The 17,549-nt window shown below is 68.0% G+C and carries 20 protein-coding genes and 1 tRNA gene; 10 read left to right on the forward strand and 11 right to left on the reverse strand.

Going from position 1 to position 17,549, the window contains the following annotated elements:
- Positions 1 to 55 precede the first annotated feature (55 nt).
- A complete protein-coding gene (locus LCG91_RS00885) occupies positions 56 to 262 on the reverse strand; it encodes a cold-shock protein (protein ID WP_022904520.1) in 207 nt (68 codons plus the stop codon).
- A gap of 343 nt (positions 263 to 605) precedes the next feature.
- Between LCG91_RS00885 and LCG91_RS00890 the strand changes: the two genes are divergently transcribed.
- Positions 606 to 989: an SseB family protein gene (locus tag LCG91_RS00890; RefSeq protein ID WP_058729307.1), complete on the forward strand. Its 384-nt coding sequence runs from the start codon at positions 606 to 608 to the stop codon at positions 987 to 989.
- A 156-nt stretch (positions 990 to 1,145) separates the two neighbouring features.
- Here LCG91_RS00890 and radA read toward each other — a convergent pair whose 3' ends face one another.
- Both radA and LCG91_RS00900 read right to left on the reverse strand, forming a co-directional pair.
- Entirely contained in the window at positions 1,146 to 2,507 is a 1,362-nt protein-coding gene (gene radA / locus LCG91_RS00895; RefSeq protein ID WP_224442164.1) for a DNA repair protein RadA, read from the reverse strand.
- Between the two features lie 9 nt (positions 2,508 to 2,516).
- Complete coding sequence (locus LCG91_RS00900) at positions 2,517 to 3,563, reverse strand: SGNH/GDSL hydrolase family protein (RefSeq protein ID WP_224442165.1); 1,047 nt, start codon at positions 3,561 to 3,563, stop codon at positions 2,517 to 2,519.
- A gap of 143 nt (positions 3,564 to 3,706) precedes the next feature.
- Here LCG91_RS00900 and LCG91_RS00905 point away from each other — a divergent pair.
- The 4 genes from LCG91_RS00905 to LCG91_RS16380 all read left to right on the forward strand — a co-directional run bounded on the left by LCG91_RS00905 (position 3,707) and on the right by LCG91_RS16380 (position 7,250).
- A tRNA-Ser gene (locus LCG91_RS00905) sits at positions 3,707 to 3,796 on the forward strand.
- 897 nt (positions 3,797 to 4,693) lie between these two features.
- Positions 4,694 to 5,986, forward strand: a complete 1,293-nt coding sequence (locus LCG91_RS00910) for a HEPN-associated N-terminal domain-containing protein (protein ID WP_224442166.1) — start codon at positions 4,694 to 4,696, stop codon at positions 5,984 to 5,986.
- Positions 5,987 to 6,386: 400 nt separating this feature from the next.
- A complete protein-coding gene (locus tag LCG91_RS00915; RefSeq protein WP_224442167.1) occupies positions 6,387 to 7,076 on the forward strand; it encodes an HNH endonuclease in 690 nt (229 codons plus the stop codon).
- A gap of 45 nt (positions 7,077 to 7,121) precedes the next feature.
- Positions 7,122 to 7,250, forward strand: a complete 129-nt coding sequence (locus LCG91_RS16380) for a hypothetical protein (protein ID WP_263480168.1) — start codon at positions 7,122 to 7,124, stop codon at positions 7,248 to 7,250.
- A gap of 15 nt (positions 7,251 to 7,265) precedes the next feature.
- Here the strand turns inward: LCG91_RS16380 and LCG91_RS00920 are convergent, their stop codons facing one another.
- The 5 genes from LCG91_RS00920 to LCG91_RS00940 form a co-directional block, all read right to left on the reverse strand.
- Positions 7,266 to 7,877, reverse strand: coding sequence for a hypothetical protein (locus LCG91_RS00920; protein ID WP_224442168.1), 612 nt, complete (start codon positions 7,875 to 7,877; stop codon positions 7,266 to 7,268).
- 34 nt (positions 7,878 to 7,911) lie between these two features.
- Positions 7,912 to 8,235 carry a hypothetical protein gene (locus LCG91_RS00925; RefSeq protein WP_224442169.1) on the reverse strand — a complete coding sequence of 108 codons (324 nt, stop codon included), beginning with the start codon at positions 8,233 to 8,235 and terminating at the stop codon, positions 7,912 to 7,914.
- Between the two features lie 76 nt (positions 8,236 to 8,311).
- Positions 8,312 to 8,944: a uracil-DNA glycosylase gene (locus LCG91_RS00930; RefSeq protein ID WP_224442170.1), complete on the reverse strand. Its 633-nt coding sequence runs from the start codon at positions 8,942 to 8,944 to the stop codon at positions 8,312 to 8,314.
- Positions 8,945 to 8,966: 22 nt separating this feature from the next.
- Positions 8,967 to 9,275 (reverse strand): hypothetical protein, encoded by a 309-nt coding sequence (locus LCG91_RS00935; RefSeq protein WP_224442171.1) that lies wholly within the window; start codon positions 9,273 to 9,275, stop codon positions 8,967 to 8,969.
- A 659-nt stretch (positions 9,276 to 9,934) separates the two neighbouring features.
- Positions 9,935 to 10,330, reverse strand: a complete 396-nt coding sequence (locus LCG91_RS00940) for a hypothetical protein (RefSeq protein WP_224442172.1) — start codon at positions 10,328 to 10,330, stop codon at positions 9,935 to 9,937.
- A 102-nt stretch (positions 10,331 to 10,432) separates the two neighbouring features.
- Between LCG91_RS00940 and LCG91_RS00945 the strand changes: the two genes are divergently transcribed.
- Together LCG91_RS00945 and LCG91_RS16495 are read left to right on the forward strand one after the other, a co-directional pair.
- Complete coding sequence (locus tag LCG91_RS00945; RefSeq protein WP_224442173.1) at positions 10,433 to 10,924, forward strand: DUF6998 domain-containing protein; 492 nt, start codon at positions 10,433 to 10,435, stop codon at positions 10,922 to 10,924.
- Entirely contained in the window at positions 10,921 to 11,124 is a 204-nt protein-coding gene (locus tag LCG91_RS16495) for a PspC domain-containing protein (RefSeq protein WP_411955818.1), read from the forward strand. The genes LCG91_RS00945 and LCG91_RS16495 overlap by 4 nt, the downstream gene beginning before the upstream one ends.
- Positions 11,125 to 11,640: 516 nt before the next feature.
- Here the strand turns inward: LCG91_RS16495 and LCG91_RS00955 are convergent.
- A complete protein-coding gene (locus tag LCG91_RS00955) occupies positions 11,641 to 12,243 on the reverse strand; it encodes a recombinase family protein (RefSeq protein WP_224442175.1) in 603 nt (200 codons plus the stop codon).
- A gap of 413 nt (positions 12,244 to 12,656) precedes the next feature.
- On the opposite strand from LCG91_RS00955, the gene LCG91_RS00960 reads away from it, so the two are divergent.
- The 3 genes from LCG91_RS00960 to LCG91_RS00970 all read left to right on the forward strand — a co-directional run bounded on the left by LCG91_RS00960 (position 12,657) and on the right by LCG91_RS00970 (position 14,366).
- Positions 12,657 to 12,875, forward strand: a complete 219-nt coding sequence (locus LCG91_RS00960; RefSeq protein ID WP_224442176.1) for a hypothetical protein — start codon at positions 12,657 to 12,659, stop codon at positions 12,873 to 12,875.
- 66 nt (positions 12,876 to 12,941) lie between these two features.
- Positions 12,942 to 13,202 (forward strand): hypothetical protein, encoded by a 261-nt coding sequence (locus LCG91_RS00965; protein WP_224442177.1) that lies wholly within the window; start codon positions 12,942 to 12,944, stop codon positions 13,200 to 13,202.
- 882 nt (positions 13,203 to 14,084) lie between these two features.
- A complete protein-coding gene (locus LCG91_RS00970) occupies positions 14,085 to 14,366 on the forward strand; it encodes a hypothetical protein (RefSeq protein WP_224442178.1) in 282 nt (93 codons plus the stop codon).
- Between the two features lie 158 nt (positions 14,367 to 14,524).
- Here the strand turns inward: LCG91_RS00970 and LCG91_RS00975 are convergent, their stop codons facing one another.
- Both LCG91_RS00975 and LCG91_RS00980 read right to left on the reverse strand, forming a co-directional pair.
- Positions 14,525 to 15,259, reverse strand: coding sequence for a hypothetical protein (locus LCG91_RS00975; RefSeq protein ID WP_224442179.1), 735 nt, complete (start codon positions 15,257 to 15,259; stop codon positions 14,525 to 14,527).
- 995 nt (positions 15,260 to 16,254) lie between these two features.
- The gene (locus LCG91_RS00980; protein ID WP_224442180.1) at positions 16,255 to 17,403 is read right to left on the reverse strand and encodes a hypothetical protein; all 1,149 of its coding nucleotides are present in this window, start codon (positions 17,401 to 17,403) and stop codon (positions 16,255 to 16,257) included.
- Between the last annotated feature and the right edge of the window lie 146 nt (positions 17,404 to 17,549).

The following is a 17,549-nucleotide window of genomic DNA, read 5'->3' on the forward strand; positions in this document are numbered from 1 at the left end:
ACATGTGAACGGGCCCGCCGTCCGAAGACGACGAGCCCGTTCCGAGCAGCTGAGGTCAGCCGATGACCGAGATGTTCTCGGCCTGCGGGCCCTTGCGGCCCTCGGTGATCTCGAACTCCACCTTCTGGTTCTCCTCGAGCGACTTGTAGCCGTTGCCAGCGATCGCGGAGAAGTGCGCGAAGACGTCGGCGCTGCCGTCGTCCGGAGCGATGAAGCCGAAGCCCTTTTCGTTGTTGAACCACTTGACGGTGCCAGTTGCCATGATGGCGTTTCCTTAACTTTCTTGCCAGGCCACGTTCGTTGCCTGTCTTGCGAGACGGCTCTTGCTGCCGCCGATCCACCGACGGTTGTCGTCAGATCAGTGCGTCCCGCGGGCATGGGCCGGTGGGACGGGTTCGGGGCCAGGCGACCTGGGAAGATCAGTGACCGATGGCGCTCGAAGGTGCAGAGCACCGGAAGAACGATGGACTCCCGCCGAAGCGGTTGAGACCAACCTACCGTGCTGCGGCCGCAATGGAAGAGGCAGCGCCCACTTCTGTGCATCATCTCCGCCCCGCAGCCGTTCCTGTTCGCCGACGGCGTCGAAGTCTGGTGGACTAGGGGCGATGGCAGACAAGGAACAGCGCTTCCGGAGCGAGCAGCTCGAGGAGGCCCTCGCGAAGCAGGACGTCGCAGCGGTCGCGTTCGCCCTGCGGAACGACATCGTGATCGTCCCCCGGCTCGTCACCGGCAAGAAGGACATGCAGGTCCGGGTGTTCGGCCGCGAGGGCTCGGACAAGCGCATCCTGCTGCTCTTCTCCTCCGCCGATGCCTACACGGCGATGGTTCCGGACGAGAAGATCCGCCAGGTCATGGTCTACGACGGGCCGCGGCTCGAGGAGTTCCTGGCCGCGCACCTCGACTCGCTCGAGGGCGTGTTCTTCGACATCGCCGGCCCGCACACCATGCAGGCGACTCCGTCGGACCTGCTGGCGGCGCTCCGCGCGTAGTCGCGCTCCGTCTCCCTCGTCCGCCCCGCTGCTCCGTCGTCGCGGTCGTCCGCCGCTGCTCCGGCCTGGAGGCGTTGGTCGCTTCCGCCGCGTTGCGCACCGTGTCCGGTGGCCGGGTTGCGCACCGTCCCTGGTGGCCGGGTTCGTGGCGGCGGGTCAGAACGCGCGGTCGAGCTCGCGTTCGCGCACCGACTGCGTCAGTGAGAACGAGACGCGCAGCGCTTCGCGCAGGTGTTCGGCGTCCGCGCCGAGCACGGTCGTGAACCCGAGTCGCGAGGCCTCGTTCGCCCGTTGCTTCGCACCGGTCGCCGGTCGGATCTCGCCCGCCAGGCTGATCTCACCGACCGCCGCGAGCGTGTGCGGGTACGGACGGTCGCGAGCCGCACTCGCCAGGGCCAGCGCGATCGCCAGGTCGGCGCCCGGCTCCGTGAGCTTCATCCCGCCCACCGTCGAGACGTAGACGTCCGCGTCGGAGAGCTTCAGGCCGGCACGTCGTTCGAGCACCGCGAGCAGCATCGCGACGCGCGACGCATCGACACCGTTCACGACCCGGCGCGGCTGCGGTGCCGAGCTCGGCACGACGAGCGCCTGCACCTCGACCGGGAGCGCACGGCGGCCCTCGAGCGCCACCGTCACGCACGTGCCGGACACCGGGGTGCCGTTGCGGGACATGAAGAGGCCGCTCGGGTCGGGGACCTCGTGGATGCCGTCGCCGGCCATGTCGAAGCAGCCGACCTCGTCCGTCGGACCGAAGCGGTTCTTGAGGGCGCGGACGAAGCGGAGTGCGGTCTGTCGGTCGCCCTCGAAGTGGCACACGACGTCGACCAGGTGCTCGAGCAGTCGCGGACCGGCGATCGTGCCGTCCTTCGTGACGTGACCGACGATCAGGACCGGGAGCGACCGCTCCTTCGCCACCCGGATCAGGGTGGAGGCGACCTCGCGCACCTGGGACGTCCCACCGGCGATGCCGTCCACCGTGCTCGACGAGATCGTCTGCACGGAGTCGGCGATCACCAGGTCCGGCTGCACCTGATCGATCTGCCCGAGGATGACGCCGAGGTCGACCTCACTCGCCAGGTAGAGCTGGTCGTGCATGGCGTTGGTGCGCTCGGCGCGGAGTCGCACCTGGTCCACCGACTCTTCCGCGCTGACGTAGAGGACGCGCTTGCCGGTCGCCGCAGCGCGCGACGCGACCTCGAGCAGCAGTGTCGACTTGCCCACGCCCGGCTCGCCGGAGAGCAGCACGGCGGCTCCGGGGACGATGCCGCCGCCGAGCACGCGGTCGAACTCGCCGATGCCGGTGTTCCAGCGCTGCACGGCGGTACCCCGGGCCTCGGTGATCGGGCGGGCGACCCGAGTACCGGCGACGGAGACCGCGGCGGTCCCGCGCGAGCTCGCAGCGGCTGCGGTGGTGTCCTCGACCGTGCCCCAGGCCTGGCACTCGCCGCAGCGGCCGACCCACTTGATGCTGGTCCAGCCGCACTCGGTGCAGCGGTAGAGGGACTGGGTGCGGGCCATGGCTCGAGGCTAGAGCGCCCCGCCGACACCGCGGTGCCGCGACGCGTGCCCGGTGTGCGCGTCGTGCTGGTGTTCCGCGTGCTGTTCGTCGTCCTCGTCGTGTTCAGGCGCCCGGTCGCGGCCGCGTGCCTGCTCGGGCAGGGGGATCCCGCCCGTCATCCGCTGGCGCAGGCGCTCGACGCGACCGGGCCGGTCGCCGTGGTCGAGCTCCGCCGCGTGCTCGGTGTCCTGCTCGGCGCGGGCGCTCGCGACGGCACCTGCGTCGCGACCGAGGTCCTCGGCCTCGCGCGCGGACAGGTAGTGCCGGATCGCCGCGACGGTGTCGACCCGCGCGTCGACGGCGGGCTCGAACGCGCTCGCCCAGATCTCGTACCCGCGGTCGTTCGGGTGGAACAGGTCCCCGTAGCTGTTGAAGAAGGTCCGACGGAGTCCGACGCGCTTCGTGATGACGTGGAGCGGCGCCACGGTGAGCCCGAGTTCGGCGGCGACGCGGTGCACGATCTCGTTCGCAAGCGCGACCTTGCGCTCCCGGTCCGGCACGAACATGCACGGCAGCTCGGCGACGATCGCGTGCGACGGCACGGCGCTGTAGATCGCCCGGATGTTCCGCTCGAACTTGTCCGGGTGGAAGTCGGCGATGTCGTTCGCGCCGATCGACACGGTGCAGATGTCCGGCGAGTACTGCCGGAGCTTCGGGAGCTGGTCCTGCTTCGCGCCCCAGGTCGTCGCGCCCGAGACGCTGAGGTTCACGACCCGCACCGACATGCGCGACCGGTGCCGGATCCTTCGGGCGAGGAGCCCGACGTACCCCCGCCCCGGCGCCGTGGCACCGACGCCCTGGGCAGCAGAGTCGCCGATCGCCAGGTACGTCAGCTGGCCCTCGTGCTGCAGTCGCTCCCGCCACCAGTCCGCGTGCACGGGCAGCATGTCGACCACACGCTGGGACGCGGCTCGTTGCCCTCGGATCCCCGCGCGAGCCCCGAACGCGCCGCCACCCACGACGGCGAGTCCGCCGATGACGGAGGTGAGCAGGGCGACGAGGGTGCGGGTCTTCATGCCGGAGACCGTACGCGGCCCCGCTCATCTCGGACTCTGTCGGAGCTTGCCGGTGGATGAGCGCTGCGGAGGTGCGGTCTGTGCAGGGGGGAGGCACCCGCCGGTGGTCGTGAGCACCGCCGGAGTCGTGTAAACTCGTTCCCGGTACCGTGTCCGAGCGGCCGAAGGATCATGTCTCGAAAACATGTGTGGGGGCAACTCCACCGTGGGTTCAAATCCCACCGGTACCGCCACAGAAAACCCCCGTTCACGCGGGGGTTTTCTTGTTTCAAGGAGCGTCGCTGGTGCACATCTGGTGCTCTTTCCAGAGGGCACCGCTCCGAGCCGCGGCTGCCTCTTCTTCGGCAGATGAACGCCAACGTTCGCCTCGGGCCGTGCTTCAGGCGCCCCATCCGTTCCACGATCGTGCGCAGCGAAGTCTCTGTCTCTCGTGGCCGACGGCACGAATCTCACCGCTGTTTCGCGCTGCACACAGAGGTAGAGCTGCACACGTTCTACCAACGCGACCACTTCGGAAACCGGCACCTGCCGAAGCGGATCATCTGGCTGCCCCGAGGATGGCGTGGCATCACCGTCACGAGGGCGGTGATCGCGAGTCTCGGGGGAGCGCACCACATCAGTCGTGACAGCCGCGATCCCGCAGTACCGCAGTACACCGCCCTGTCGCTGTTTGGCATCCCGAAGAGCAGATCGTCGACGCCGACCTCGAGGCAGTCGGCACGAACCCTGTCGACGTGCCGAACACCGGCATGAACCTGCTGCGGCAGGACGCCGAGCGAAAGGGCGTCGAGCTGAGCGTCCAGGGCAGCGGCCTGCCCTCGAGGGGTGGCTGCCGTTGTGACGCGCTTCCACGACGAAGGCCCCCGTCGCTAGCGACCGACGTGGCCTTGGTCATGGAGCACTGGGTGGGTGAATAGCCTATATCGGCTCCCGCGTCGCTCTCGCCCGAGTCAGTGCGCTTTTGCTTGCGTGTACGCCGTGGCGGGCGGGTGTCGTCATCGCGTCACACGTCCACGACGTTCAATAGCGGGTCCAGGCCGGCGCGTCGCCGGCGCCAATGCGTGCGCCTCTGGTGAGGTTCGGCGTACACGACCGCGGCGGCCCCGAAGACGCCGACTGTGATGCTGGCTATGAGCAAGCCATTACAGATCCTCATCAGCGATGAAGTACGCCGTCGACAGCAAGCGCTTCCAAGGCAGATCGAACGAGGTGAGCCCTATATTGGTCCTGTGGGACACGCGAAGCGATACCTCGAAGCCGTTGAAGAGCGAGGGTGGTCGAGCATTGACGGGGTGGTGTGCTCCCAGTGCGTGATTGATGCCGAACTTCAGTCAGCGATTCGATCTGCAGCCGGTCAGGAGCGATGCAGTTTTTGCGGAACTTTGCCGGTGGTCCCTGATGCGAGCGCCGATGTTGATGTGATCCTCGCGCTCATCGTCGATGGTCTCCGATACGAGTATGAGCCCCCGGTCGATCAGGTTGCCTGGTCGTCACGCGACGGTGGCTATCAGATGGGAACGTCCGACACGGCGGATCTCCTCGAGCACGAGCAGGTCACCGATAATCCGGAACTGATGCAAGCACTTGCGGACGCCATCGAAGAAACCGAGTGGGTACAACGCGACCCGTACGCCGCCTCGCCGGCTGACGCGCTTCGCTGGGGGTGGGCGGAGTTCCGGACATTCGTGAAGCATCGCCGACGTTTCACATTCTTGGCCGGCGACGGCGTGGCACCCGCGGGTGGCGAGTTCTCGATGTCCGCCATTCCCGCCGCGCTCACCAAGGCTGCTAGTGACGCTGGGGCAGTCCGAGTCCTGTCTGCCGGCACCCAGTGGTGGCGTATACGCCCTCACGCCCCCGGCGAGGTTTATCGGACCGCGAAGGAACTTGGCACTCCACCCGACGGCGTCGCGAGAGACAACCGTATGAGCCCTAAGGGAGTCGGAGCCTTCTATGGCGCCTCGACGGCAGTTGGGGCGCGAGCCGAGGTTGCCGGTTACGCGGCTGGTGGGCTCGACGGCACAGTGGGGCAGTTCACTCTTCGACATGACATCGCGGTGGTCGACCTCAGCCGTCTCATGGGGGTCCCATCCCTTTTTGATGCTTTGAACCGGCATCGGCGCGCTGCCGCGATCTTCATGCGTGATTTCATCCGTGATGTCTCGGCTGTGGCATCGCCCTCGGATCTCCAAAATCTTGAATACATCCCGACGCAGATCGTCGCCGAGCATTTCCGCTACTCATTGCGTCTCGACGGGGCCCTGGTGACTGGTCTGCTCTGGTCGTCATCGAAGGACCCGTCCGTCCAGAACTGCGTCATTTTCGCCCCAAATGAGAGGATGTCCGATCTTGGATTTGCTGATGATGCTACGGTCCTCGAGTTGGACCCGAACAGTGTCAAGGTGATCCCTGCTCCGCTCTGAACCGCGACGTTTCCAGAGACTCGCCCTGCAGGTTCGCGACGAACTCTCGGCGCTCCGGCGGATGGTAGCCGCAGACTGTGCACCCCGTGTCCGTTGAACGTCTGGTCCGGGACCACGTCGACGTCCCAGACCTGCTCCGATACGTCCAGTCAATTTCGGATGAGGACGCTCTCACGGCCCTGCGGAAGCTCGTCGAGGCCGGGAGCACGCATTTGAGCAGATTCCGTCCCACGTCGCGCGGCGGATCACCGAACTCCAATGCAGAGCGACCAGACTCGGGCCCGCTCGTCCCGTCCTTGAAGGACGAATTTAAACGTTCGCATCGAGATCGTGACCGAGGAGCCGCTGTAACGGGGCCGGCTCGGCAGCCGATGACACCCGTTCTCCTTAGGCTGAGCGCATGAACGACCGGGGCGACATCACGCTGGGCGGGAAGACGGTGCGCTTGAGCGCCGTCCCTGCGATCGATGTCGAGCTCGAGATCGCAAAGCTCCCGCCCTACCCAGCGGGCGATGAGGCTCGTCTCGCGGTCTGGCGTGCGAAGAAGATCACCAGCACCGCGAAGGAGACGCGGGAGTACCTCGCGCGTCTGTTCAGTGCCACGTGCCACCTCTGCGATCAGCCGATCGACATGACGCTCCCAGTGGAACATCCCGGCGCTCCGCAGATCGATCACCTGACTCCGAAGTCGGCGGGAGGCTCGTACACCTGGGGCAACGTCGCCCTCGCGCACCGGACGTGCAACTCGTCGAAGAACGACCTCCGCGCCGGCGCCCGCGAGCCGGCGATCTACCGACAGAAGCTCGCCGACGCGCTCTTCATCCACGAGAGCTCCGCCGCAGTCGCGTTGCGTCGTGCCAGGGACGCACAGGAGGCGCTCGACGAGAGCAAGCGGACGCTCCGCCTCGGCGATCGGCCGACTGGCCGTGCCAGGCTCCGCATGACGGACCTCGAGTGGGAGGACTACCGCCCCGAGGTCGAGCGGGAGATCGCGGAGGCGGGTCCCGCGGCCGCCGCGGCATGGGCGCGATACGCAGAGGCCCGGGCTCGTTGGTGCTACCCGAAGGCGCGCTCACGGAAGATCGACTAGTCGCTGCACGACGAGCGTTTCGAGCTCGACGCCGTGACGCGCCGGATGCAGGAGAAGCTCGCCGCCCGTCGCGCCGACGGCGACGAGAAGGTCTTCCGCCTTCGCGGCACGATCAATCTGCTCGAACGCACGCGGATCATGCTGGACGAGGACCTCGGGTTCGTAGCGGACTGAGGGCCAGCGAGGGCGCTACGAGCCCCAGACGGCCCTCGGACCGCAGAGATCGTTCCCCGCGTCGACGAACGCACGGAACTGCTCGACTGTGTCGGCGTTGTAGGTGATGAAGTCCTCCACGCCGAACGCGTCGAGTCCGAAGGCGCTGGAGCTGAGGCCAGCGGCTGCCTGCACGTCGGCCGGGTACCCGTCGTACAGTCGGCCGAACGCCTGAGCCGCATCGACGTCGGCGGGGTAGATCGACCCATGCACTACGAGCCAGCCGGCTCGATGCGCAGACGAGGCTGCGAAGACGCCATCACCGCCGTAGACGAGCGTCACCAGCACGCCTTCGCCGCGTGGGTTGCGCTCTGCCGCGAGGTTCTCGCGTCGAGCGTCGGCGAGCATGCGAGAGTGACGACCGCCGGGAGGCCCGTAGACCTGCACCGGCTCGGTCGTGGCAGCCGCCGTCATGACATGGTCGACGGCCGCCGTCAGGTACGTCGCATCGACGCACGTGACCGTCGGGCTCGGCGACGACTTGGTGATGGGGACCTGTTCCGTCGCAGTGGAGTGAGCACCCGGCAGTCCGGCCAGCACGACAGCTGCGACGGCGACAACGACTGAGACAGCGATGTACGAGGTCAAGACCACGCGCGTCATCCGGCCTCGGCCTCGCTGCTCACCCACGGCGCCGGAACTCCTCGATGATGCCCGGCAACTGACCCGACGTCGGAAGCACCGGCCGTCGCTCCCCTGCCTGCGACGGTCCGACGACCTCGCAGTGCTCGAGCCGCGCAAGGAGCCGATCCGCCACAACCGGTGACACGTGAAGGTGGCGGGCGACGCTCGCGGTGGTTGCCACCCGCGTCGTCACCACATGCCGGGCGGCTCGGATGATGAGTTCGGTACCGAGATGGTGGTCGGGCGGCTCGATGCTCTCGCGTGGCTCAGTCCCCCGGCGGCCACGCAGGCGCAGCAGGCTGCGCCAGTCGATCTTCCCCATGCGCCCAGCGTAGGGAGGGGTCAGCGGCTGCCGCGCTCCCGCCTTCGGGCGTCGGGGCTTCTGCGACGACCGGCGGCTACGCGACGAGCTCGAAGACCTTCGCGAGCGTCGCAGTGAACCGCTGCTTCGCACCCGCCTGCGCGAAGGACTGACCTGCGGGGTGCACCGTGCGGAGCACCCGGTACCGGTCCCCGACCGCGAGGTCGAGGTGCGCGTCCCAACCGGCCTCCGCCTTCCGGCCCGCGAGCACGATGACGCGAAGGTCGGGCAGCAGCTCGAGCAGCCCCCGCAACTCGACCGCGCCCTGCGCGAGATCCGCCGGCGACGGCTTCACCGACGCCCGACCCAAGACCCACGGCACGATGTTCCAGGCGAGCACGCCTCCGTGCAGGCCGACGTCGTTGCGGGTCCGCCAGACGTTCTCCGCCGTCGGGTCGTTGTTGTCGACCGAGATGAATCCCGATCCACCCCACTCGGGCACCGTCTTCGGGCCCGGCGCTTCGAGGAGCAGCAGCGCCCGCGACCGAACGCCCGTCTCCGCCGGGTCGAAGTGCGGCACGACGATGCCGGGCTGCCGCCCTCGTCGACGATCCTCGACGTCGCGCGCCCACGCCTCGAGCGGCACGGTGTCCTCGGCCACAGTGAGCAGCTCATTCCGCTCAGCGATGCGAGCAGAATCACGGAAGCCGCGGGGTGCGTCGAGGAACATGACGCGAGCGTACCGACGGGCTTCAGCCCTCCCGGACGAACCAGGAGCGCCTGGCGCGCGTGAGCGCCCTGCCGAGGCGGTCGATCGCGGCTCCGTCCTCGCGGGTGTTCGCGTCGGAGAACGAGCCCATGCCGCCCCACAGGACGAGGGCCATCTTCGCGGCGACCCGGAGCTCCGCGCGCGTCCCAACGTCACCGAACAGCCTGTCGAGCCAGTTCGCGGCGCCCTGGCGCGCGCTGTCGTGTTCGGCCTTCGCGACAGCGCGCACCTCGTCGACCGCGCCGTGGACCTCGGCGAGCAGAGCGCTGACGGTTCGTGGCTGGTTCCCCATCCTGCGAGCGTACCGACGAGCCGGCCACTCCCCAAGTGCACGGAGCTCGAGCGCCACGTCGTTGACCCGGGCGTACAGGTGGTCGCCCTCATCGGCGTAGTCCGGCGCGACGGCGCCGAAGTCTCGCCCTTTGCCGGCGGGCCACGGCGGGCGCACGGGTACGCGAGCGCGAGCAGGTCGTCGCGCGTCCAGCCGCGCTCGAGGACCTCGCGAGTGAACGCCGCCCGCTCGCGGATCCCCGCGGCGTGCTCGTCGCCGTGCTCGTCGAGGAACGCGACGAGCCGCTCGGCCGCAGCGACGTACCGTCGCAGCTGCTGCTTCCGGTCGCGGTCGTTGTACGTCCCGCCGGACACTCGTCGCAACCACCCCATGTGTCGATGATCCCAGGCGACGTTCGTCGGCCGCGGGAGCGCTGTCCTGTTCGCCGGGGCGGGACCGGCCATTGACGCAAGGGCGCTTCGCCGGCGGAACGAACGAGCGCCACCGATCGTGCACGAGCCGGTGCGAGAGCGCCCGCTGCGCGGCCGGCGGGCCGAGCCGTCTGCGCCACGACCTCGTGGCGTGAGCGGGTGCACGCGAGACCACGATTGCCTGAACAACGAGAACGCCCGCAGCCTCGTCGGCTGCGGGGTGTTCTCGTCGGGGCGCGAGTCACTCCGTCAGATCGAGTGGCTGCCGCGCCGCCAGTCCGAGACGCTCTCGAGGAAGGCGGCCTCGACGTAGTGGAACCGTTCGTCCCCGATCACTTCGATCCCGCGGGTCTCACCGAAGTCCGTCTTGCCGATGTCGCTCAGCACCCGGAACTGGTCCCCCTCCTTCACGACGAGGCCGTGGCCGTCCTCGGCGTCGCGCCGAAACGTATACGTGGGACTCTCCGCGGCGTCGTCGACCTTCTTCTTCGTGCGCTGGGAGGCGTCCTTGAGCTTCTTCCACCCGAACTCGCCGCCCTTGTAGAGAGCGATGCCGACCAACGCGGCGGCGGCGAGGACGCCTTTCGGACCGCCGAAATTCGGCGCGATGGTTGAGAACCACTGGTACTCGGAGAACTTGGCCACGACGCCCCCTGTCGAACTGAATCAGCAGGAGCCTATCGGTGAAGATCGCTCGCCTCGACCGTCGTCCCTCGCCGCTCTCGCCCGCACTCGTAGGCTGCGACCATGACTGCACCAGCCCCTGTGCCGCGGCCGCCGTTCGATCCCACGACGCTGTCGGTGCGGGAGCTCCTCGCGAGCTACGTCGCGATCCTCGACGAGCTCATGCAACGCGGCCTGGTCCGGACGCGCAACTCCCCACTCGGTGACCTCGCGGAGAGCCTCGCCGTGCGCGCCTACGGCGGATCGCTCGCGCCGAACTCCGAAAAGAGCTACGACCTCGTCGCCGACGACGGCCGCCGCATCCAGGTCAAGGCGCGCACTGTGCGCGCCGACGACAAGCGCACGCAGAACTTTTCGGCCGTGCGCTCGTGGGATTTCGACGCTGCGCTGTTCCTGCTCTTCGATGCTGCGACGTACGACCTGGTGTGGGCGCGCGAGGTCGATCGCGACGAGACGCAGTCTCTCGGCCGTCGAGTCGAGCACACAAACTCGTCCGCTGTGCTCGTCCGCGACATCGCCCACGCAGGTTGTGCAGGATCGACCAGGGCCGCATGATCTCCGGCCTCTGCCTGGGCCTCGCTACCCGAGCCCAGCTCCGAGTCGACTGGCTCCGCACTATCGCGTTCTTCCTACTGCTGCTCACCGGCGGGTTGCTCGGGCTCGCGTACCTGATCGCGCTCCTCTTCGTACCTCGGATCGCAACAGCGTCCGAATACCGAGACCTGATCGACGGGGAACCGAACTCATCTCTATAGCCAGTGGTCAACCGGACGGATGGCGGGAGCGAGCCCGACTCAGCGCACGCACAAGACGACGAAGCTCCGATCGGACGGCAGGGGCTACCCGATCAGGAGCGGATTCGGAGAGTGCTTGCTCGTAGGCGGCAAGCCACACGACTGCTCGTTGCCGGTTTCGGTTTCCGATCACGGCATTCCTCACAGACGGCATGATCAGCAGGATTGCGAAGGCCGCCAGGACAAGAGCTGCGATCGCGAATGCGACTGACCCCGTCCATCCACTCGAACTCGGTGCTGCGGATCCCACAGGGATCCGGGGCAGCATCACAGCGAGGATCGTGACCGTCGCTGCTTGGAGCGTGAGAACCAGGGTCGTCTCCTGATCGGCAGCGCGAGAGCGGAGCTCGGCGAGGACCAGCAGCTGAACGGCGTCGTCATCGCGTATGAAGGCGTTGAGCTTCTCGCGAGTGACAACGATGTCGTCGTGGAGGTGCTGAGCAACCTCAGGCCGGTCGCTCAGTCCAGGTCGCTTCTTCACGGCGCCTCACCCGACTTCCGTCGCCGCCCCGTGAGAGGTTCGCTCTCCCGGCGGAGCGCTCGATACACCGTGGTGCGACTGACGCCGAGGACGTCACCGATCTGGGCGACGGTCATGTCCTGCTGCTCGTAGAGGCGCCGAGCAGTTCGCACCTGCTCCACGGAGAGCCGCGGGGGTCGGCCACCGGTCCGCCCGCGTGCTCGCGCGGCGGCGAGACCGGCGTGTGTGCGCTCACGGATCAGGTCCCGTTCAAACTCGGCCAGTGCGGCGAAGACGTGGAACACGAGTCGACCGCCAGGCGAGGTGGTGTCGATGGTCTCCTGTAGTGACCGGAAGCCGATACCCCGCTCCCCCAGCGCCTGGAGCTGGTCGATGAGGTGCCGGATCGAGCGGCCCAGGCGATCAAGACGCCAGACGACGAGCGTGTCGCCTGGGCGGAGCTGGTCGAGGAGCTTCGTCAGCTCGGGGCGATGCTCGAGCGAGCCTGACATCGTGTCGACCCACACTCGATAGCAGCCCGCTGCGTTCAACGCATCAAGCTGCAGCGACGCATCTTGATCGGTCGTCGACACTCGCGCGTACCCGAGGAGCTCTCCCATGCTCGAGAACGTAGCGGAACTCGCCGCGCACAGCTGGTAACGACTCATAGATACCGGCACTGAGTATCGCTACACGACTCGCCGCCTGAGGAGCCCTCACCGGCTCAGGCCTCCCGCTTGTGCCACAAACGGTCCTATTCGGCACGCGTGGACCTAGCTTCCACTCGAGGTCGCTGTCGTCGGTTCGCTGACAGCGAATCACTCGAATGTTTACAAACGTAAACAGTGTGCTAGACTGTTGTCATGCCCACAGTCGGCAAGCTTGCATCTCGTGACAGAGGCGCGAGCCGCCGACTCAGGGGCAGAGATGGCAGAAGGACTGCCGAGAAATCGATCGAAGGAGGTCAACATGGCGAACATCACAACGAGCACTAACAGAGTTCAGCCCCCTCGGGAGGGGGCGCTCAGTACCGATGAGTGACTCGTTCACCGAAACACGTATCAAGGAGATGCAGCGGCGCAGCACCAGCGGCCCACCCATCTCCTTCCGACTGTCCGCTGAGGACGACCGTGAAGCAGAACGCATCGCGGAGCAACTCAACATCACCAAGCCTGCTCTTGCGAAGGCCGGTCTCCTAGCCCTCATCGATGGCTACCGGCACCAGCAGAGCGAAGGTGAGCAGTCGGACTAGAGGTGCAGCCCGCGCAGGCTGCGTCCCCGCGCACGACCGTGCCGGGTACCCGCGTTGGAGAAAGCCATGACCGGCGCCAACGAACCCCTCGACCCACCCTCAATCCGAAAGCGAGACAACTCCGAACCAGACGAACCAACCCAGAACCCAAGCCCAAGGGACCCGCGGCTGCAGGCTGCGCGTGAACTCGGCAAGCACCTCGCCAACGGCGTTGCGTTCTCCGGAGGCAAGCGCCTCGTCGAGACAGCGATGGACGACATCGAACAAAACCCGGACGACAACTTCTTCACACGCCTGATCAACTGGATCCAGTCGTTGCAGACCTGAACGCGTGTGATGCACCAGAGCCGCTCAGCGCCCCGCGCGCGAGCGGCTCTGCTGCGTTACGGATGCCGGTTCGGAAGCGCTGAGCAGCCGACCACCTCGCCCGCCCTTCAGGAACAGGCTTCCGGGGCAAATTTTGGCGCGGATTTAGAGCTGATGCAACAGGCGGGGACCAGCAGTCTCGGTTCGAGGCCTGCGGATCCGTCAATCAGCGAGCTAGCCGTGGATTCCTTGCGCCAGCGCCTGCGTTATCAGCGACCCGCTCCGATCAGATCGTTGCGGTTGGCTCGTTAGCTGTCCCCAGGAGTGCATCGGCGTATCGATCTGCTGCAAGCCGGACGTACGCCGGCGTGATCCGTAGCAGCCAAATTGCGTCGAAAACAAGCGCCCCGGTCCCGGCGACGCCGAGTGACCACCAGCCCACGGTGAGCACCTGCAAGAACGCGAGAGCGGCTAGCACGACGACCACGACGAGCACTGCCGTTGCAGGTCGATGACCAGTTCTTGAGCCGGTCAGCTGTGCCGGCTCTATCCATTGACCTCTGTCGTCGGTGGCGCGAGCTCCGCTCACCTGCGTCGACATAATGCTCGCCGCGGTATCGCGGCCGCAGCTACCGACTTTTGACTAACGACGGCCGCCTACTGTCCGACAGCGTTCATGTGCCTCGGTCGGACGGAGCGCGGCCGGCCGATAGGGCGGCGCCGAGGCGCACGCGGGGGCGTGCGGCCGCGCGACCGCGTCATGGCTTCCCTCATCAAGCCGTGACGCCCGCTGGGGGAGCGGAGTGGTTCCCTCGGTGTCAGCCCTGGAAGGAACCCATGCCCAATCAATCGGACCGAGTCGCTTTGCGGTACCGAGTCCTGACCCCGTTCGTCGCGTTGTTCTTGAGCGTCGTGATCACTGTGGGGCTTCAAGCGCTGAACCCGCCGCCGGTGTCGTCGGAACCCGGCGACGAGCTCAACGGCGTGGTTTCGGGGCTCGCGCTCTACCTGGTCGGCGCTGCTGGCCTGATCGCCGCGGCGACGGCGACGGCATCGTTGTACCTCGCCGATAACCGGAAGTGGTGGCAATTCGTACTCCAAGGGCTCAACCTCGTAGCCGTATACCTTGCTGCGATCGCGGGTCTGCTGGTGCTGCGCGTGGTCCAAGCCTCGCTCTTCGGGTAGCGGGGGAGCGCGAGGGGCACGCGCCCTCGCAAGCGCCGGTGGCGTCGGAGGCCCGGTCTAGATTCGGGGCGCACCCCCATCTTCGGGGGTGCCTCCTCTTGCGGGGGGATGGAGCTCTTAAGCGGCCGTGATCTGGGTGGGCGCCGGGCGCCTCGACCTCACTTGTCGGGATCGAGTGCTCCGAGTCGCTTCCGCGCCTCGCGGAAGACGCCGGCGCCGACCAGGATCGCGTCGCCCGCGGAACCCCAGCTCAGCAGGTACCAGCCGCTGCCCGCCAAGATGGCGGCGAACGTTGCCAGCGGGGTCCGCGCTGCTGCTCCGTAGAAGCGCAGGGCGTCGCGGACGCCGAGAAGGTCGAGGCTCTGCTCGAGCTGGCTGTCGGTGACGGAGAGCGCGTCACGAGCGCCCTCGGTGCGGTCCTCGAGCTCTGCTTGCACTGCCGGCTCAAGGGTGTGGAAGTCCTCGACGAGTGCACCGGCGGCGGCGTGAATCTCGTCGTACTTCCAGCGCAGTGCGCCGCGATGGGCGAGCGCGCCGGCTGCGTCGTCCAGGTGCGGAAGAAGTTGCGTACTGTCGAGCGACGCGTAAAGGGCACCGACGGCGTCTAGCCCGGTGCCGGTAAGTCGGCTGTAGCCGTCGAGCAGGCGGAGACGGGTCCCATCGAACGTCGGAACCATCACCCCGCGCATCGCCTCGAGCGCCGGCAACAGCCGCGACACGTCATAGGTCGGGGCCTTCACGTTCCGCATGATGTCCAGAGCGGGCAGCAGCCGCGACACGTCGACTGCTGGCAGCAGTCGCGACACGTCGACTGTTGGCAGCAGTCGGGACACGTCGACCGTCGGGGCCTTGTAGTCGCGGAGCACGTCGAGCGCGGGCAGGAGCTTGGACATGTCGACCGTCGGGGCCTTGTAGTCGCGGAGCACGTCGAGCGCGGGCAGGAGCTTGGACATGTCGAGAGCGTTCGGCGTCTTCGGTCCGAGGCCATCGGCGTTCACGCGGCCACTCTCGCACGAGCGACCGACGACGACGGGCGGTTGCTACCGGTCAGGGCGATTTGTCAGCGGCCGCCAAGAAGTGAGGGCTCGTGTCCAGTCGCGGGTGCTCCGTGCGATGACCGCATGACGGCTCCGCTGCCCCTGCGCGTTCTTCCTCCTGCACAGCGCTGCGGATCACCGTTCGCAGGTTGGCATGAGTTGAGCGCCCCTTGCGCTCGGTCGCACCGCAAGAGGTGGCAGCCCTGGCGAGGCGCAAGGTGGCGCCGGTACCTCGCTGCGATCTGCTGGTCGGCATCGCAATCAGCCGCCCGAACGCCCGACGCGTTGCGGCGCTTCCACCGGCCCCACCGGTCTCGTGACCCGACTTCAACAAAGTCTCCATGCCCTGCTGTCAAGCGGCCAAGGGCGTTGATTGGTCCTTCGGCATACGAGCCACGTCGCACCGGCACGGCTCGTGACACCCGTCTCATATAGGTGGTCCGCAAGCAGTTACGATCGCAGCTGCCTGGGGCAGCGTCGTCGAGGCGTGCTCGTGGTGCATTCTGGTGCACCGCCAGTTGGCTCGACATGGCTCAGCCTGGCCGGACCGGTCGGCGGAAGCCCCGTACTCAGGGGGATTGGACGCCTGATGAGAGCCGCTCGGGGCCTCGCGGGTGGGTTCAAATCCCACTGGTACCGCCACAGAAAACCCCGCTTCGGCGGGGTTTTCGTGTTCCTGGAGGTGCTGCGCCCGCTCCGAGCCGGTCGACCGCGATCCGTACCTGACCCCCACACCTCAAGAGCGCAGCCGCGCCGCCGGACCGGGTGGGCACCTGACGCGCGAGCACGCTCGCCACTGCCGGACGGGAGGAGCGGTGCCAGCCCGCCCCGCGCCTCCCGTCCGGACGCGGTCACGGCGAGCCGCTCGCCTGCTTCCGCGAACTCGCGGCAGAGGTCGTCCTGTCGTCGTCGGCCCCTGGGCACGAGATCCGGATGAGCACGGCGTCGCCCGCGAAGCTCTCGACCCCACCCGCCCAAACAGTGACGAGCTCGTCCGCGTGCAGCTCGACCGGGACCACGAGATCGTGCGGGTTCCCGAGCCGCCCGTAGTCGTCGAACACTGAGTACTGCACGTCCGCCGCCGGGCAGTCCCGTTCGGGGATCACGTCGAACCCGATGCAGCCGAGGCTCCAGCACCCCTCGGGCTGGGCCTCGTAGTCCTGCGTGGCGAACCAGGTCGCGACGTGGTCGTCGATTTCCGGCCTCGGCTGACACCGGGCGGCCTCGACGCCGCTCCACGGCTCCGCCGCCGCGGAGGCCAGGTACGCGGGTGTCCCGGGCCGGACGCGGACCGAGCGCTCCTGGGTGCGGGTGACCGGCCCGGTCTCGGTCGATGCGAAGCTGATCGTCATCCGCAGGTCGCACTCGATCGAGGAGGCGACGCCCCACGCCTGGCAGTCGGAGTCGCCCATCGCTGCTTCACAGACGGCGGCCCAGGCGTCCTCGTCGTCGATCTGCGCGATGTGCACGGCCCCGTCCTCGACGGTGAACGGTGCGACGGGGAGACCGCGGGCCCCGCGCGGAGCGGCAGTGGCCGGTGTCGGCGAAGGTGTCGAGGGTGGTGCGGCCGCCGGGATCGCCGGCGCCGGCGTCGGTTCGACTGCCGGGATCGCCCAGCTGCCGATCCCGGCGACGAGTGCCAGGGCCGGCAGGACCGCGGCGAGCCACAGGGCGATACGGCGGGCGCTGCGCACATCGGTGACGGAGACCGTCGGGCGCCATCCCGCGGAACGTGCGGAGCGGTCGTCACGAGCGCCGATCACCAGTGCGGTGTCGACGGCGCGGTCCCACCAGCGGACGGTCGCCACGACGTAGAGTGCGCCACCCGCGACGATCGGGAGCGCACCGAGGAGGGCGACGACGCCCGACCCGACCACGCTGAGCAGGACGCCGGCCACCACGAGACCGAGACCGACCCACCGCGCCACCTCGATCGGCCGCCGCGACGGCATCTGCGCGCGCATGACCCGCACGGACGTCCTCATCGGCAGGTGACTCACGCGGCGAGGCTAGTGAAGCGGCGCTCGCCGCCGCAGGCCCCTGTTCGGGACGGACCGCACGCGTGCCGGTTCGCCACTGCCGGACGGGAGGGGCGGTGCCAGCCCGCCCCGCGCCTCCCGTCCGGACGCGGCGGAGACGGCTGCAA

Origin of the sequence: Curtobacterium sp. TXMA1 (assembly GCF_020162095.1) — a bacterium.
Taxonomy (GTDB): Bacteria; Actinomycetota; Actinomycetes; order Actinomycetales; family Microbacteriaceae; genus Curtobacterium.